This is a genomic window from Moritella sp., from assembly GCF_033791185.1.
Classification (GTDB): domain Bacteria; phylum Pseudomonadota; class Gammaproteobacteria; order Enterobacterales; family Moritellaceae; genus Moritella.
On record NZ_JASJHF010000016.1, the window covers coordinates 1 to 16,964 of the forward strand.

19 protein-coding genes and 1 tRNA gene are annotated in these 16,964 nt (G+C 41.7%); 8 read left to right on the top strand and 12 right to left on the bottom strand.

The window, feature by feature from the left end; translation table 11 throughout:
• Positions 1–414 precede the first annotated feature (414 nt).
• The gene (locus tag QNK26_RS01045; RefSeq protein ID WP_319220408.1) at positions 415–957 is read left to right on the top strand and encodes a gamma carbonic anhydrase family protein; all 543 of its coding nucleotides are present in this window, start codon (positions 415–417) and stop codon (positions 955–957) included.
• A 74-nt stretch (positions 958–1,031) separates the two neighbouring features.
• Here QNK26_RS01045 and aroE read toward each other — a convergent pair whose 3' ends face one another.
• The 7 genes from aroE to QNK26_RS01080 form a co-directional block, all read right to left on the bottom strand.
• Positions 1,032–1,844, bottom strand: coding sequence for a shikimate dehydrogenase (aroE, locus tag QNK26_RS01050; protein WP_319220409.1), 813 nt, complete (start codon positions 1,842–1,844; stop codon positions 1,032–1,034).
• A 93-nt stretch (positions 1,845–1,937) separates the two neighbouring features.
• Positions 1,938–2,525 (bottom strand): L-threonylcarbamoyladenylate synthase, encoded by a 588-nt coding sequence (locus QNK26_RS01055; RefSeq protein ID WP_319220410.1) that lies wholly within the window; start codon positions 2,523–2,525, stop codon positions 1,938–1,940.
• Between the two features lie 65 nt (positions 2,526–2,590).
• Complete coding sequence (gene purE / locus QNK26_RS01060; RefSeq protein ID WP_319220411.1) at positions 2,591–3,100, bottom strand: 5-(carboxyamino)imidazole ribonucleotide mutase; 510 nt, start codon at positions 3,098–3,100, stop codon at positions 2,591–2,593.
• Between the two features lie 61 nt (positions 3,101–3,161).
• A complete protein-coding gene (locus QNK26_RS01065) occupies positions 3,162–3,731 on the bottom strand; it encodes a topoisomerase DNA-binding C4 zinc finger domain-containing protein (protein WP_319220412.1) in 570 nt (189 codons plus the stop codon).
• A gap of 108 nt (positions 3,732–3,839) precedes the next feature.
• On the bottom strand, positions 3,840–4,316 hold the full coding sequence (locus tag QNK26_RS01070; RefSeq protein ID WP_319220413.1) for a DUF494 family protein: 477 nt from the start codon (positions 4,314–4,316) through the stop codon (positions 3,840–3,842).
• Positions 4,316–5,422 (bottom strand): DNA-processing protein DprA, encoded by a 1,107-nt coding sequence (dprA, locus tag QNK26_RS01075; RefSeq protein ID WP_319220414.1) that lies wholly within the window; start codon positions 5,420–5,422, stop codon positions 4,316–4,318. The genes QNK26_RS01070 and dprA overlap by 1 nt, the downstream gene beginning before the upstream one ends.
• 8 nt (positions 5,423–5,430) lie before the next feature.
• Complete coding sequence (locus QNK26_RS01080) at positions 5,431–6,522, bottom strand: LysM domain-containing protein (RefSeq protein WP_319220415.1); 1,092 nt, start codon at positions 6,520–6,522, stop codon at positions 5,431–5,433.
• Between the two features lie 105 nt (positions 6,523–6,627).
• Between QNK26_RS01080 and def the strand changes: the two genes are divergently transcribed.
• The 5 genes from def (at position 6,628) to QNK26_RS01105 (ending at position 12,426) form a co-directional block, all read left to right on the top strand.
• Complete coding sequence (def, locus tag QNK26_RS01085; protein WP_319220416.1) at positions 6,628–7,131, top strand: peptide deformylase; 504 nt, start codon at positions 6,628–6,630, stop codon at positions 7,129–7,131.
• Between the two features lie 22 nt (positions 7,132–7,153).
• Positions 7,154–8,107, top strand: coding sequence for a methionyl-tRNA formyltransferase (fmt, locus tag QNK26_RS01090; protein ID WP_319220417.1), 954 nt, complete (start codon positions 7,154–7,156; stop codon positions 8,105–8,107).
• 51 nt (positions 8,108–8,158) lie between these two features.
• Entirely contained in the window at positions 8,159–9,454 is a 1,296-nt protein-coding gene (gene rsmB / locus QNK26_RS01095) for a 16S rRNA (cytosine(967)-C(5))-methyltransferase RsmB (protein WP_319220418.1), read from the top strand.
• Between the two features lie 128 nt (positions 9,455–9,582).
• Positions 9,583–10,959, top strand: coding sequence for a Trk system potassium transporter TrkA (gene trkA / locus QNK26_RS01100; protein ID WP_319220419.1), 1,377 nt, complete (start codon positions 9,583–9,585; stop codon positions 10,957–10,959).
• 21 nt (positions 10,960–10,980) lie between these two features.
• Entirely contained in the window at positions 10,981–12,426 is a 1,446-nt protein-coding gene (locus tag QNK26_RS01105; RefSeq protein ID WP_319220420.1) for a TrkH family potassium uptake protein, read from the top strand.
• Between the two features lie 34 nt (positions 12,427–12,460).
• Here the strand turns inward: QNK26_RS01105 and rmuC are convergent, their stop codons facing one another.
• Complete coding sequence (gene rmuC / locus QNK26_RS01110) at positions 12,461–13,819, bottom strand: DNA recombination protein RmuC (RefSeq protein ID WP_319220421.1); 1,359 nt, start codon at positions 13,817–13,819, stop codon at positions 12,461–12,463.
• Positions 13,820–13,827: 8 nt separating this feature from the next.
• Positions 13,828–14,064 carry a hypothetical protein gene (locus QNK26_RS01115; protein ID WP_319220422.1) on the bottom strand — a complete coding sequence of 79 codons (237 nt, stop codon included), beginning with the start codon at positions 14,062–14,064 and terminating at the stop codon, positions 13,828–13,830.
• 288 nt (positions 14,065–14,352) lie between these two features.
• Here QNK26_RS01115 and QNK26_RS01120 point away from each other — a divergent pair, with 288 nt between their 5' ends.
• Both QNK26_RS01120 and QNK26_RS01125 read left to right on the top strand, forming a co-directional pair.
• Positions 14,353–14,733, top strand: coding sequence for a TraR/DksA family transcriptional regulator (locus QNK26_RS01120; protein WP_319220423.1), 381 nt, complete (start codon positions 14,353–14,355; stop codon positions 14,731–14,733).
• 151 nt (positions 14,734–14,884) lie between these two features.
• Positions 14,885–15,388 carry a CreA family protein gene (locus QNK26_RS01125; RefSeq protein WP_319220424.1) on the top strand — a complete coding sequence of 168 codons (504 nt, stop codon included), beginning with the start codon at positions 14,885–14,887 and terminating at the stop codon, positions 15,386–15,388.
• 83 nt (positions 15,389–15,471) lie between these two features.
• Here the strand turns inward: QNK26_RS01125 and QNK26_RS01130 are convergent, their stop codons facing one another.
• From QNK26_RS01130 to QNK26_RS01140, 3 genes are all read right to left on the bottom strand, one after another.
• Positions 15,472–16,191 carry a hypothetical protein gene (locus QNK26_RS01130; protein WP_319220425.1) on the bottom strand — a complete coding sequence of 240 codons (720 nt, stop codon included), beginning with the start codon at positions 16,189–16,191 and terminating at the stop codon, positions 15,472–15,474.
• Between the two features lie 155 nt (positions 16,192–16,346).
• The gene (locus tag QNK26_RS01135; protein WP_319220426.1) at positions 16,347–16,586 is read right to left on the bottom strand and encodes a hypothetical protein; all 240 of its coding nucleotides are present in this window, start codon (positions 16,584–16,586) and stop codon (positions 16,347–16,349) included.
• A gap of 298 nt (positions 16,587–16,884) precedes the next feature.
• Positions 16,885–16,961 (bottom strand) — tRNA-Pro (locus tag QNK26_RS01140).
• Positions 16,962–16,964: the final 3 nt, after the last annotated feature.

The window sequence follows — 16,964 nt, forward strand, 5'->3', positions numbered from 1 at the left end:
GAAGTCTCATTGTTTATAAAACCAAATCTTTCGATTTAATTTAATGTTCACAATTACATTGATATAATTTTTGGTCATTATATCTCTGCAAGTGCTCACACAGATTGCTTGAATAAATTGTTAAAGAGCATTGACCTTGACGTCTTGCGTCGTAGTCAGGCTGCGCATATTACGCTAACCGATTTTTAAGTCAAGCACATATTCATGCTTAACTCAGGTAGTTCAAAAAGTAACCTAAGCTATTTTTAAACACCTTAACTTAGCGGCTGTTGCCGTGTCAGTGAGGCGCTATTATAGGGATATAACTTTTACAGGCAAGTCATTTTTAAGAAAATAATATAGCGCTATCACGCTTGGTTGTTTACTATGCTATTTGAGCGTTTGACTAACATTTATGATTATATAAGGACAACAATGAGCTCTTCACTTCGAGAATACCAAGGAATAACACCGCAAATAGCTGGCTCTGCCTATATAGATAAGTCAGCAGTGCTAATCGGAGATATAACAATAAAGCAAGATGCGAGTATATGGCCACTTGTTGCTGCACGTGGCGATGTAAATAAGATTTCTATTGGTGCACGTACGAATGTACAAGATGGTTGCGTATTACATGTCACCCGAAAAAGCCCAGCCAACCCAAATGGTATTCCACTACTTATTGGTGAAGATGTTACCGTCGGTCATAAAGCCTTATTACACGCTTGTACTATTGGAGATCGTGTATTAATCGGTATGGGCGCCATTGTGCTAGACGGAGCGATTGTTGAAGATGATGTCATGATCGGTGCGGGTACCTTAGTGCCACCAAGAAAAGTATTAAAAAGTGGCTACCTTTATATAGGCAGCCCAGCAAAGCAGGCAAGACCATTAACGGATGCGGAAATCGCATTTCTAAAACTATCCGCCGATAACTACGTTATCCTGAAGAATGAATATATTGCCGATAGTCAGTAACTCAATAAATAGTGCCGGACAAACCAGCATATGACGCTTCCCCTCTAGTCGCGCTAGAGGGTTATCATCTTATACTATTTAAGCGTTTTTCTTAATGCAGTGAGCACTGGCAACATATCGGGGGTAATACCACGCCATACTTTAAAACTTTCCGCCGCTTGTCCAACTAACATCCCCAAGCCATCAATAACTAACTCAGCGCCATGCTCCATTGCCCATAAATTAAAGGCGGTTTCATTAGCTTTATACATCATGTCATAACAAATCGTATGTCTATTAATAAGTGTTGGTGAAATAGGTGGGACTAAACCAGACAGACTGGCTGATGTAGAATTAATAATAAGATCAAAATCACCCGCTAATTCAGCAAAAAGACAAGCGTTAACATTACCTTTATCATCAAACAGTGTCGCTAACATCTGTGCTTTGCTATACGTTCGATTGGCAATCACCAGTTCTTGTATACCCTGCGCTAGTAATGGGCCAATCACACCACGAGCAGCGCCGCCAGCTCCTAGTAGCAAGATCCTTTTATTAGCAAGTTGCATGTATTGCTGCAAATCATGTACAAGGCCAAAACCATCGGTATTATCACCAATGACATGACCATCATCAGCAAGTAACAATGTATTCACTGCACCAGCCAATTTCGCTCTCGGTGTTAGTTGCTGCGCAACTGAAAATGCCTCCTCTTTAAAAGGAACCGTGATATTGCAACCCTTACCACCTTGTGAAAAAAAATCAGCCATTGCTTGAGCAAAGCCATCAATGGGTGCTTCTATTGCCTGATAACTCAATTGCTGTGCTGTTTGCTGTGCAAATAAGGAATGGATCATCGGTGATTTACTGTGGTTTATTGGATTACCAAATACGGCATAACGATCCATACTGCACAACTCCTAAATGAGATAGATAAAGAAGCACCTAGTAAACAACGTTCTGCCTATTATGGTCAATAGAAATTAGCAGGATAAAAATGCTTAACGGTAGATTTGACCTGTCACGGCATCGATGATCGAGGTTGGTTGTGCCAGTACACCTACGGCTTCATCAATAATCGCGCCAAGTAGCGGCCCGAGCTGTTGAGTCACTTCCCCTGCGGTTACGCACGGAGCAAGTCCCGTTAAATTAGCACTGGTTGAGGTAATTGGACCGCCAAAAGCCAGGCATAATTGTTGTACCGTCGGGTGAGCAGAAACACGTACCGCAATGCTATCAAATTGTCCGGTTAACCATTTAGGCACTTGTGCTTTAGCGGGCATAACCCAAGTTGTAGGGCCAGGCCAAGTCTGATTAATATTGTCAATTTGCTGAGCTGTTAATTTGCTCAAATCAACATAAGCATCTAGCTGCATTAAATTAGCAGCAATTAAGATTAGACCTTTTTCAATCGGGCGTTGTTTGATGGCTAATAATCGGCGTACCGCTTTTTCATTCATGGGATCACAACCCAAGCCAAATACAGCTTCAGTTGGATAAGCAATAACTTGCTGATTTCGTAACGCTGCAACTGCGTTGCTAATAGTGGTTAAATTATTCACAATAATATATCTATTATTAATAGTCATAAAGTAAAAATGGTAGCTTACGCTACCATTTCTTAGTCTATAACAACAGTTATAAGCTTAATTTATTATAGTGCTTTTAACTTAGCTTGTAATGCAGCGTCTTTAGCAATAATGCTTTCTGCATTAGCTTGACGTTCAGCTTTTACTTTAGCAGCCATTTCTGGATTGCCGATAGCTAGCATTTGTGCAGCAAGGTAACCTGCATTTTTAGCGCCAGCGCTACCAATCGCTACTGAAGCAACAGGTACACCACCAGGCATTTGCACTGTTGATAATAACGCATCCATACCTTGTAACGGGCCTGCGTCAATTGGCACGCCAATAACAGGATGAGTCGTAATACCTGCTACTGCGCCAGCTAAATGTGCAGCTAGACCTGCGGCACAAATAAATACAGCACAACCGCGGCTTTCAGCATCCGTCACATACTGGTGTGTCGCTGCTGGAGTACGGTGAGCAGAAGTTACTTTCACTTCATACTTAATTTCAAATGATTTAAGTACGTTCAGTGTCGCCTGCATGACAGGTAAATCTGAATCTGAGCCCATTAATACTGCAACAAATTGTGTAGACATAATTATTCCCTTTCCGTATGAGTTATTTTTAATTAGTTAAATTAATCGATAGTGTTAACCACTATTCTAATAAAGCACGCTTATAGCCACAGCTTTTCTGCGGACAAATAAGTTGTTTTCCATTACTGGTTTTCTTTTCTACTAAGATGGCCCAGTTACACTCGGGACATGTTTCAGAAACAGGTTTGAAATTAATAATATATTTACACTTAGGGTATTTATTACAAGAATAAAATATCTTGCCAAAACGTGATTTTTTCTGCAGGAGCTCACCCGATTTACACTGTGGACAACCGATTCCGGTCTCATCTGGTGTTTCTGTTTTTGACATATAATTGCACGAGGGAAATTGGGTGCAACCGATAAAAAAGCCATAACGGCCACGTTTCAATGCAAGCTCATGCTGGCACTCTGGACACTCTGAACCAACAAGGGTTTTGTCATTTTCGAAATGAGATTGATTTGATAATGGACGTGAATAATCACAAGTTGGATAATTATTACAACCTAAAAAAGGCCCAGCCTTGGCATTTTTAATACTTAACTCGGAGCCACATTGCGGGCACGTCTCGTATTCTTTTTCCAAAGCATGTTCATGTACTGTAAATAGTTTGTCGTCATTTTTAGACATTTGAACAATTTTTAAGTGAATAATTAGATGGACGAATATTAGCAAAACTGACATATTATGCCAGTAATTAATGCTATTTAAATCGCCCCCTCACAATTATCTGGTGTTTTAATGCAAGTAGCGGTGTGCTTTTGCATCCACTAATTCTTCCATTTGTAGATAGGCTTTTTCACCGTTTGGCACGTTAAACAACACCATTAAAATAACCCATTTAACATCCTCAAGATCTAAATTGGTATTTTCTAGTTCAACCAATCGTGCGATAGCCATTTCTCTCGTCTCAATATTAAGCACAGTAATATGTTCTAAAAAGAGCAGAAAACCACGGCATTCGGTATTGATATAGTATTGTTCTGCTTCTGTATAAATACGCATAGAACTAACACTAGAAACTTGTAGGTGAGTTTGCACCCCACCATCACGCAACTCGACTAAGTTCTCAATCCATGTAATTGCTTTATGGATCTCAGCCTCGGCAAAACCAGCCTGAATTAACTCGCCGAGTAAGTTATCTCGATCAACTAAAAACTCAGATTCATTTTGTTCATAAAAGTTTTCGAAAAGATAAATAAGTATATCAAGCATTAGCCCCTCCGTTGCGATCTCACATAACCACCAGGCACAGCATTGATCCAGTTATCAAGTTCGAGTTCGATTAAACTCGTTAATACTTGACTAACAGGTTGTTGGCTGCGCTCAGCAATTAGGTCTGCTGTCGTTACTTCATAACCGACACTATCTAAGATAATTTGATTTGGCAATGAAACAGTATCGGGATCAGAGTTGAACAGGTCTGTTTGCTCAAAATTCGTACGTACATTTATATATGTGAGTTCGTCTGTAATATCACTACTTTCAGTGATTAATTTAGCGCCCTGTTGAATTAAATGATGACAACCTGCGGCCATCGGGTTATCAATTGCCCCCGGCAATGCAAACACCTCTCGACCTTGCTCTAACGCATAGCGAGCTGAAATCAATGAGCCACTGTTTAAGGCGGCTTCAATCACGACAACGCCCAGAGATAGACCACTAACGATACGATTACGGCGGGGGAAATGTTCCGGTCTTGCCTGGGTAAAAGGACTAAATTCAGAAACCAAAGCACCTTGTTGTCGAATTTTCTGGGCTAATTTCAAATGTTGCTTAGGATAAATATTTGCCAGACCAGTGCCTAATACCGCTATCGTTTCCCCTTTACTAGCTAATACACTGCGATGGCATTCACTGTCGATTCCAATCGCGAGACCGCTGGTAATAACGAGTCCGACTTGTACTAATTCTGTCGCAAAACTGTGGGCGTGTCTTTTACCGTAATAACTCGGCGCACGAGTGCCGACCATGGCAATTTGCGGTTTGGATAACAATTCAACATTACCTTCGACGTACAACAGCAGTGGTGGAGATGCAATATTTTTTAATGCTAACGGATAATGATTGGCGGTGATAGGTACAAGATAACGATCATCTTCAGCGGCAAGCCACTGTAATGATTTCTCTATTTCGTGCCAATCCGGGTAAAGAAAAGCCTGTTGCTGCGCGATATCTAAACCAAGCGATTGTAGATACTGCGCAGTACTGGTAAATAATTTAATTAATGAGGTTTTTTGCAATAATTTTAGCGCCCTACTGCCGCCAATTTTCGGCACTTCGTATAACGCTAACCAATACTTATCTTGCTCATTAACCATTATTTATCTCACAAGTTGCTTACCTTATCGTTAAGTTTAATCACTTGTGAGCTACGAGTGATCAGTGCAAGACTAACTTTGTCATAAACTTTGAACACCATCATTTCTCCGATACGCTCATCTGGGAGCTGTAGCTCATTTTTATCCGAAAATAGTTTATCGTACTGATTAACTTGATCGTCATAATTAAAATTAAGCGCTTGTTCATCACGAATAATGGTTTTACCGCGTTTTAATACCGCAAATACATCACCAGCACCAACGCTATCTCGCCAACCTCGATTGATGATCACCACATCACTTTTACCAATAGCACTGTGTTTTTCATCCGCGGCAACTATCACCCCGTCACTGGCCAGCTGAAAACTACGAGGCTGAAAATAAACCGGTAAACGTTCTTGTTCTGGCATGGGTATTAATCGATCACCTTTGCGTGCTTCTTTGGCACTTTTTAAAATAGCTAATTTGGCTGGGATCGTTGCAGTACCCGTATTAACCACTCGGGCAATGGCAATAAATTCAACTTCATTACCCAGCTTTTCGTTGGTAACAGGATCGATATAAGTACGACCATGACGATAGATGCCATATTGACCCGGTTTTAGAGAACTCGACGCAAAAATATTGTGGCCGACCAGAAAGGTCGTATTGCCATCATTATTACCTAAAATAACCGGCGCTTGCTGTAACTTATCATCGGTCGCAACATAATCTCGACTTAAAAAAGAATTAACCAATTTTAGTGGGACGGTCGGGATCGCACGGTTACCTTTTAATTCAGATCGGGCTTGAGGAGAAACTTTTATAATACGCTTACGCATTTGGTTACGAACCAATCTAGGCTGACCATCAACAAAGATTAATTGTAGTTTATCGCCAGGGTAGATAAGATGCGGATCATCAAGTTCAGGGTTCGCATCCCACAACTGGGGCCACAACCAGGGGCTTTGCAAATATTTACTGGAAATATCCCAAAGGGTGTCACCTTCTTTAACTGTGTATTCGGTGGGGTATTGGTTTTTTAAGTTTAAGCTATCAGCATGCGCTAAAAAGGGTAAAATAGCAGCCAAAGCAAAGATCAAACGACGTTTTATGGACATATCCTTTCCTAATTGTTGTTTGAACGCTTATATTTATAGTGATTATTGTAACGTTTTACGTCAAAATTAAGCGTTATTTGAATCCATTCAAAATAAGAAAGTACCATGGCTATATTAGAAGTTTTACATTTTCCTGATGATCGATTAAGAATGATTGCTCAACCTGTGCAGGACATCACAACAGCGACACACACCATCATCGATAACATGCTCGAGACCATGTATGCCGAAGAAGGCATCGGTTTGGCTGCTGTACAAGTCAATATTTTGCAACGTATTGTCGTTATCGATGTGTCAGGAACACGTAATAAACCCCTCGTCCTTATCAATCCGGTGATTACCGAAAAATCCGGCGATACAGGAATTGAAGAAGGCTGCCTATCGGTACCAGAATCACGAGCTTTTGTACCGCGCGCAGAAAGCGTGATAGTGACAGCACTAGACCGTGACGGAAATGAGTTTACACTAGAAGCCCATGATTTATTAGCCATTTGTTTACAGCATGAATTAGATCACCTAAACGGCAAACTCTTTATTGACTACCTATCACCGCTAAAACAGCAAAGAATTCGGAAAAAGCTAGAAAAGCTAGCACGTCAAAATAAATAAGAATACAAAATAGGAATTAACCTTGACTAAATCATTACGCATTATTTTTGCTGGCACCCCTGATTTTGCCGCAAAACACCTTTCTGCATTAATAAATTCAGAGCATGAAGTGATCGCCGTATATAGCCAACCCGATCGCCCTGCTGGACGTGGCAAAAAGCTAAAACCAAGTGATGTAAAGCAGCTTGCAGTTAGCCATGACATCCCTGTATTCCAACCCGTTAGTTTGCGCAACGAAGAAGCGCAACAACAATTAGCCGCGTTAAATGCCGACCTAATGGTGGTTGTCGCTTACGGTTTAATTCTGCCGCAAGTCGTACTTGATACACCACGCTTAGGTTGTATTAACGTACATGGTTCATTATTACCAAGATGGCGTGGTGCGGCACCAATCCAACGCTCTATTTGGGCTGGCGATGCCGAAACAGGCGTTACGATTATGCAAATGGACTTAGGTCTTGATACTGGCGCGATGCTACATAAAGTGACATGCCCGATTGCAGATGATGAAACCAGTGCCAGTTTATATGACAAACTAGCAGAACTGGGCCCACAAGGCTTATTAGAAACATTGGCGAAAATCAGTAACGGTACTGCGGTAGCTGAAGTGCAAAATGATGAGCAAGCTAACTATGCCTCCAAGCTAAGTAAAGAAGAAGCTAACATCGATTGGAGCCAATCAGCGGTCGAGATCGAACGTCAAGTACGTGCTTTTAACCCTTGGCCAGTAAGCTACACCCAAATTGCCGAACAAAATGTTAAAATTTGGCAAACAAGCGTTAGCGACGAAGTAACGGATGCACAACCTGGTACTGTAATAGCAGCAACCAAACAAGGCATTCAAGTCGCAACAGGCAATGGTGTGCTAACGTTATTAAACATGCAACTTGCTGGTAAGAAAGCGATGCCAGTGCAAGACATATTAAACGCTCGTAAAGAGTGGTTTACTGTCGGTCAATTACTTAATTCTATTTAATATTTATAACCGTTTAGCAATGTTAAACGGTTCTACTGCGGATATACATACATGAAAACCAGAGCTAGCGCTGCAAAAGTACTTTACCAAGTAGTTGATAGAGGCCAGTCATTGACGACAGCCTTACCGATTGCACAGCAATTATTACCTGCCAAGGATCGTGCTTTACTACAGGAGATCTGTTACGGCGTACTGCGCTGGTTGCCGCGCCTTGAGTTTATTAGTCGTCAACTGATGAGCAAACCATTAATTGGTAAGCAAAGACCTGTCCATTTCTTAATTTTAGTGGGCATCTACCAATTAAAATACATGCGTATCCCAGCACATGCCGCTGTAGCTGAAACAGTAAACGCAATTAAAGTATTAAAATCACCTAAATTAAGTGGTTTAGTCAATGCGATTTTACGTAACTATCAGCGCCAACAAGAAGATCTAGAAGTCCTAGCAGATGGTAACGATGCGTGTAAATTTGGCCACCCGGGTTGGCTAATTAAGCGTATTAAAGCAGCTTATCCAAAACAATGGCAAGATGTATTAATGGCTAACAACGAACGTCCACCAATGTGGATCCGCGTTAATCAACAACATCATAACCGTGCTGACTACCAAGCATTACTTGCAACTGACGAGATTGTAGCTGATATCGTTGAAAGTGCTGATTCAGCATTACGCTTAGAAAAGCCGACCGATGTTTACAAGCTTGCCGGTTTTGCTGAAGGCCATAGCTCAGTACAAGATGGCGCAGCACAATTTGCCGCGCAATTCTTAGATGCGCAACCAGGTGAACTGGTTCTTGATGCTTGTGCTGCACCCGGTGGTAAAACCGCTCACATTTTAGAACGTCAGCCAGCATTGAAACACTTAGTTGCTGTCGACTTTGATGCGGCACGTTTATCACGTGTACAAGAAAATTTAACCCGTATGCAATTAGAAGCAGAGCTCATTCATGGTGATGCCAGCAAGCCAGAAGATTGGTGGAAAGGTGATAAGTTTGACCGTATTTTATTAGACGCACCATGTAGTGCGACCGGGGTAATTCGTCGTCACCCAGATATTAAATGGTTACGCCGCGACAGTGATATAGCCCCGTTAGTACAACTGCAATCGGAAATCTTAGATGCGATGTGGCAGCAGCTCAAACCAGGTGGCACACTGCTATACGCAACATGCTCGATTTTACCGGCAGAAAACAGTGAACAGATTAGTCAATTTGTAGCACGCACTTCAGATGCCGTATTGGTGCCACTAAATGCAGACAGTGATGATCAAGCATTTAGCTGGCAGATCCTACCGAATACGCAAGGTATGGATGGCTTCTTCTACGCTAAGTTACAAAAAAAAGCCTAACCGTATAGTCTTTATAGCCAGTTGATGAATCAACATCAATTGGCTATAAACTATTGCCGTTATTCAACTTTAGCTTAGAATAGCGTTATCAAAACAGATCACGACAATTTTATTTGGTGCGAGGTTAAATGAAAATTATCATTATCGGTGCAGGCCAGGTCGGCGGCACACTAGCTGAAAACTTAGTAGGTGAGAATAATGACATTACCATTATCGACCGCGATGGCAACAGCCTAAGAAACTTACAAGATAAATTTGATTTACGTGTTGTTGAAGGTCATGGGGCAAATCCAGACGTACTGCGTGAAGCAGGCGCTCAAGATGCCGATATGCTTGTGGCAGTAACCAACGATGACGAGACAAATATGATCGCCTGTCAGGTGGCTTATACCCTCTTTAATACCCCAAATAAAATAGCGCGGATCAGAAACGAATCTTATCTAAATCACAAAGAAACTTTATTCCATAATGGTGCGATTGCAGTCGATCATTTAATTGCTCCAGAGCAACTGGTTACCGATTATATTAAACGTCTAATCGATTACCCTGGCGCGCTACAAGTAGTCAACTTTGCCAATAACAAAGTCGGACTGGTGGCATTAAAAGCCTATTACGGTGGTCCGCTGGTTGGTAATGCATTGGCAGCATTACGTGAACACATGCCTAATGTTGAAGCGCGAGTCGCGGCTATTTTCCGCCAAGGTAAGCCAATTCGTCCACTCGGCACTACTATTATTGAAGCCGATGATGAAGTTTTCTTTGTATCGGCAAGTAATAATATCCGCGCGGTAATGAGTGAGCTACAAAAACTCGAGAAACCTTATCGTCGTATTATTATTGCTGGCGGCGGTAACATCGGAGCGGCCTTAGCAAGTCGTTTAGAACGTGATTACTCGGTCAAACTCATCGAGCGCAATATAACTCGTGCAGAGCAATTATCAGAAATGCTTAACAACACGATCGTGTTCTGTGGTGATGCATCGGATCAAGAACTGCTTAATGAAGAACATATTGATCAGACCGATGTATTTATTGCCGTGACCAATGATGATGAAGCAAACATCATGTCGGCTATGTTAGCTAAACGCATGGGCGCGAAGAAAGCCATGGTGCTGATTCAGCGTGGCGCATATGTGGATCTCGTGCAAGGCGGAACTATCGATATTGCCATCTCACCACAACAAGCAACTATTTCGGCGTTATTAACACATGTACGCCGTGCCGATATCGCCAATGTATACTCATTACGTCGTGGCGCTGCAGAGGCAATTGAAGCTATTGCCCACGGTGATAAATTAACATCGCGTGTGGTTGGCCGCGCAGTCGGCAGCTTGAAATTACCAGTAGGCACTACGATTGGTGCTATTGTGCGTAATGATGCCGTATTAATTGCCCATGATAAAACAGTGATTGAACAAGATGATCACGTGGTGATGTTCCTAGTTGATAAAAAGTTCATCCCTGATGTAGAGAAGCTTTTCCAACCTAGTCCATTTTTCTTATAAACACGTACAGAAGCTTGTTTCATGGTTAATTTAAAACCCATATTGTTCATGGCAAGCGTGGTATTACGCGCCCTTGCCTTATTTATGATCGCACCATTGGTATTAGCGGTATATACCGATGGCCATGGTGTGCCCGAATTCTTTAAATCCATCATAATCACCACCATTGCATCCGGTTTATTTTGGCATAAAGGTCGCTCAAAAGAATTCAAACTAGGTATCCGCGAAATGTTTTTGCTGACCACCTGTGTCTGGATAATTGCGTCCGCCTTTGCCGCTCTGCCATTGATGCTGATCCAGCACATTAGCTATACCGATGCGTATTTCGAAACCATGTCAGGTATCACCACCACAGGTTCAACCGTATTGTCGAACTTAGATAGCACCGCACATAGCGTATTGTTATGGCGTTCAATTCTACAATGGTTAGGCGGCGTTGGCTTTGTGGTGATGGGCGTTGCTGTATTACCTTACTTAAATGTCGGTGGCATGCGTTTATTCCAGACCGAATCATCCGATTGGTCAGACAAAAATACCGCTAAAACACAGCATACCGCGGCCTACGTGATGTATGTGTATTTAAGCCTAACGATACTGTGTTACTTCGGTTATTTGGCCGCAGGGATGACAAGCTTCGAGGCCATCAATCATGCGATGACCACGCTGTCGACGGGCGGTTACTCGACCTCCGATCAATCGATGGCGCACTTTTCTAATATAGCGCAATGGAACGGCACCTTCTTTATGTTCTTAGGCGGCCTGCCATTTTTACTCTTAATCAGCGCCATCCATCGCCGCAATATAAAAATATTACTCAAGGATGCGCAAATAATCGGGTTTGCTAAATTAGTCGTTATCATGACATTAATAATGTCGCTTTATCTGTGGCAAAAAGATGTCTTTGATCTAACCGATGCAATACGAATCAGTATGTTTAATATCGTTTCCATAGTGACAACCACAGGGTTTGGCTTAACCGACTTCGGTTCTTGGGGGGAGTTGACCACCGTACTATTCGCAGGTTTAATGTTCACCGGTGCTTGTTCGGGATCGACGTCAGGCGGTATCAAGATCTTCCGTTTTCAGATCGCGTTTACTTTATTTCGCAAGCAAATGTCACAGCTCGTGCATCCATCAGGGGTATTTAGACAGCACTATAACGGCCGCAATGTAAATGATGTCATTGTCCGCTCCGTAGTGGCCTTCGCGAGTGCATTTATTGCCACCATTGCGATACTGGCTGCATTATTAAGCGTGATAGGATTAGACCCTATCACTAGTATCACCGGCGCTATTACCGCCGTCGCAAATGTTGGTCCAGGATTAGGTCCTGTCATTGGTCCATCAGGTAACTTTGCGAGCTTACCTGATAGCGCAAAATGGGCGCTAAGCTTAGGTATGCTGATGGGACGATTAGAGATCATGACCGTATTAGTACTCGTCACCCCAGCATTTTGGAAAGGTTAAAATAACGCACTCAATAACACATTAAACCGGCTCATCACTCGACGTGGTGAGCATTGCTCTTTTCAACCAATTCTAGCGGTAATGGTTTTTTAACTTCCACTCCTAAATCAACAAATTGCTGGGCTTGTTTAATTAAATTCCCCTTACCCGAACTTAACCGTTTCATCGCCGAATCGTAGCTATCTTGGGCTTTGCCCAACGCTGAGCCAACGTCTTGCATATCGTGACTAAATAAACGTAATTTCTCGTAGATCTTACCCGCACGTTCAGCGATTAATTGCGCATTCTGATTCTGCCGTTCATAGCGCCATAAATTATCAATGGTGCGTAAGGCAATAAGTAAGTTAGTCGGGCTCACCAGCATAATATTATTATCCAATGCAAATTTCATTAAACTCGGGTCAGCTTCTAACGCAGCAAGAAATGCTGGTTCAACAGCAACAAACATCAGCACATAGTCCAACGTTTTCAAGCCTTGTAATAAATGATAATCCTTACGCCCTAACTCGCGAATATGGCTACGCACAGAACTCACATGCTCTTGTAATGCTTGTTTTCGTGTAATGTCATCATCTGCATTAAAGAAACGCTCATAGGCCGTTAATGACACCTTAGAATCCACTACCACATCTTTATCTTGCGGCAAATGTACAATCACATCGGGCTGAAAACGTTTTCCATGCTCGTTGTTCAAACTCACTTGCACATCGTATTCATGGCCTTCACGTAATCCTGACTCCGATAAGATCCGCGCGAGAATGACCTCCCCCCAATTGCCTTGTTGCTTGTTATCCCCTTTCAGCGCTTTGGTCAGGTTGGCAGTTTCACTCGACATCAGCAGATACACTTGTTGTAACCGTGCGACTTCAGACTGCAAGCTGTGGCGCTCTTTCGCTTCATTGGAGTAAACATCTTGAACTTGTTGCTTAAAGCCCTCGAGTTGGGTTTTTAATGGCGACAACAGTAATTCCACACTAGACTTATTTAGTTCTTTGAAATTGTCGGTTTTACTATCAAAAATCTTATTGGCTAGGTTTTCAAATTGTTGCTGTAAGCGCTGTTCTGACTGGGATTGCAACGCTAACTTTTCTTCACTGGCTTGACGCTCGGTCTGTAAGCGAATATCGCTTTCACGCAATCGTGACATTAATTTAATCAGCTGGTTGTTTTGAGATTCCAATTTTAACTTGTTGCTTTCATGCTCTTGCTGTAACTGATCATGTGCATAATTGAGGTTATCTAACTGCTGCTCTAACAGCTCAACGTCATGGTTTAAGGTTTGCACCGACAACGTTGCTAGCAGGCTTTTACGCATCGCCATTAGCGCACAAACAATAGCAACACACGTCGCGATAATATAAGGTAATACAGGAAACAAAATAGTTATACTCATCAGGTTGGTTAACTACGGAAAAAAGAACGGTTAGATAATGCACTATCAAGGTACAACCAAATAGCCAGGCAGCCGAGATAGAGAAAAAAGATGATCCACTTATGATAATTCGCACCAGAGTCAATCGTGCTAAAAGGCGTATCGCTAATGACACTGTATAACCAGATCGTCAGAGGAAAAAATAGGATAACGAGTAGCTTCCAAATGATCTTTAATGTCGGGCGGTGAACCGTTATCGCTTTCATTAAATTTGTCCCTAAATATCACCGTAAACGATGCGAAAATAAATGGTGATGTTAGCCTAACATGGTTAAGATTAAAACTAATCTACTAAGGATAATCATAATCAAAGCACATTTCAGGTAAAATTATACGGATTAATTCGTCATCCCCCTTGAAACGAGACAAAATACCCCAATTTGTAATTTTCAGTTATTTTTTGCCAAAGTAGGGTCAACAACCCTATATTATGGACAATCAAAATGTCGATTATGCTAATCAATTATAATCCGAATACGAAATAGGTAATATATATGAGCGATTTTATGAATGAAGGCCAAGTTGCCTATTTCAAAGAGAAACTAGAAACAGAGCAACAAGAGATCTTAGCACGCATCGAAAACCAATCAACCAACGTTGTGATCTCGGACAGTAACGAGATGGCCGATGAAATTGATCGTGCTGCGATGGAAGAGGCACACCGTCTTGAACTAAACCGTATCGATCACGATAAACTGCACATTAAAAAAATCGTTAAAGCACTACGTCGTATCGAATGTGGTGAATACGGTTATTGCGATAGCTGTGGTGATGAAATATCAATTAAACGCCTACAAGCACGCGCTGAGTCGCGTTTATGCTTAGAGTGTCAGTCTACTAAAGAATTTACTGATCACAGCTTATACCGCCGTTAATCCTAAGCACAATCGAATAACCAACTCTGGTTGTTATCAATAAAAAAATAAAAGATGGAAGGTAATAACAAACCGATGTTATTGCTTTCCTCATTTATCGAACCGTATTAATCTGTACTATCAAACACCAAACCGCAATAGGAATGCATCGATGTTAAAGCCATTGTCAGTTAATTTTAAAAAGCTCAGTTTATTTACATTACTTGTCAGCAGCGTTGCGTTAAGTGGTTGTAGTGATGATGAATCTGGTAAAATAAGCTTGGGTTTATTCACCACTAAAGATATTAAAATCAATACTTTTATAGACCCCAAAGTACCCGGTGTTACTTGCCACGTTAGTCATATTGAAGCTGATTTAGATTTTTCTGATCCGTCTGATATGGGCATTGCATGTCGCCAAACAGGTGAGATCACGGCTGCGATGTTAGCGTCGGTTGATACCTCTAAAGGTGGTGAAGTGATCTTTAAACAATCGAAGAGCATCTTATTTAAATCGCTAAAAATACGTCGTATATATGATGCCGATAGCCAAAGTTTATTGTATGTGTCGTACTCGACCAAAGAGATAAATGGCAGCTATAAACACTCGTTATCAACAGTACCATTATGGGCAACTAAAGCTTGGCAGACACCAGCAGTGCCAGTAACACCATAATACCTATCGTACAGTAATCTAAATAGCATAAAGCCACTGTCATCAGTGGCTTTATGCTTATGTTCATAGGCTGTCTTGTGAACTTAAAATGCCGCAATGACACCCATGCCAATCACTTCAGAAAACAATAGCAATACCGTTGTCAGTGACACCATGTTTGGGGTGTACTCTTGCTTAGTATAAAGTGGGATAGTCCACACAGCTAACGCCAGCAATAAGATAATCGCACGGTAAATCACAAACTCTTGGATCAAAACCATATTGCTTGACCCTGTATGCATGCTAGCAACAACCAGCAGGCCTATCATCAGCAATACACTAGTAGCGATACCAACGATAGGTAAAATAACATTAAATGCCTGTAAGCGATGCTTTGCGCGCAATAATATGACATGTGCAAATACCGCCCCCAACAATACCGATTCGAGCAGTAATAACGGTTGCTGTTGCTGCCACAATACTAATAACCCAGTAATAACAGCCAGTGCGATAGGCAAACGTAACCAGGTAGTTGGTATTGCCCGTTTACCTTCTAAGCGAGATTGAATTAGATTTTGCATTATACCAATAAATACTGCGACACCACCGATAACCAAAGTTAACGTTGTCGCATAAACTTCAATACCAATCATCAGGCCTAACGCCAATACCGCCCAAATTGAGATCATATTTTCGGTAATACGTTTTCGCTGGCCAGGACATACTTCGCCTTTTGATAATACCAAGGCTAAAAAACACGCGGCCGCAATCGGCATCATTACAATGATAGGATAAATTTGTTGGTAAAAACTGATTTCAGTCACGCGACGATCCGTTAGTGAATTAATGAGGTGCGAGATTATATCAGTGTCGTCGTAAGGTGATAATCAATAATTGCTTAAAAGTAGATTTTACCAAGAGAATAAAAAGGCAGACAAAAAAAAGCCCATTACCGAAGAATGGGCTTTACCTACTTACTTTAAACTTTCTGACCATGCTCTTGCTCTGAAATTAATGGTTCAACACCTAATATACGCGAAAGTAAATCGACGTCATTAAGATTATCATCAGCCAATTGCACGCTGAGTAACAATGATTCAAATTTACTTTGCTGTAATATTGCCGAGATCCCGGTCATACCTCCAGCTGTTTTTAGCAGTGATGATATCACTGTATTCGCCCCTAATTCTCTTTGCTCTGTCTCGAGTATCCCATCCATAACTCCCCCTACTAGCTCCCCAAGTGCCCCTGATTTCTATCCCTTAGAAATATAGTGAATGGTTATAAAAGCATATTCACCTACGCAGGGAAATAGCCAAATTGAGAGTTTGAGAGGTAAAACGGATAAATGACCAGCTGTCGTATCAAGGTGAATAAGAACTGTGAAGTCGGCGCAAATAAATGATATGAATTAGTTCTTTAACATGAAGGAAATATCAATGGATAAATCAAAGCGGGAAGAAGTGCAACGTCAGAAACGAAAAAAGCCTGCTCAATGAGCAGGCTTTTCGAATAAGTGGTCGGTGATAGAGGATTCGAACCTCTGACCCCCTGGTCCCAAACCAGGTGCGCTACCAAGCTGCGCTAATCACCGAAC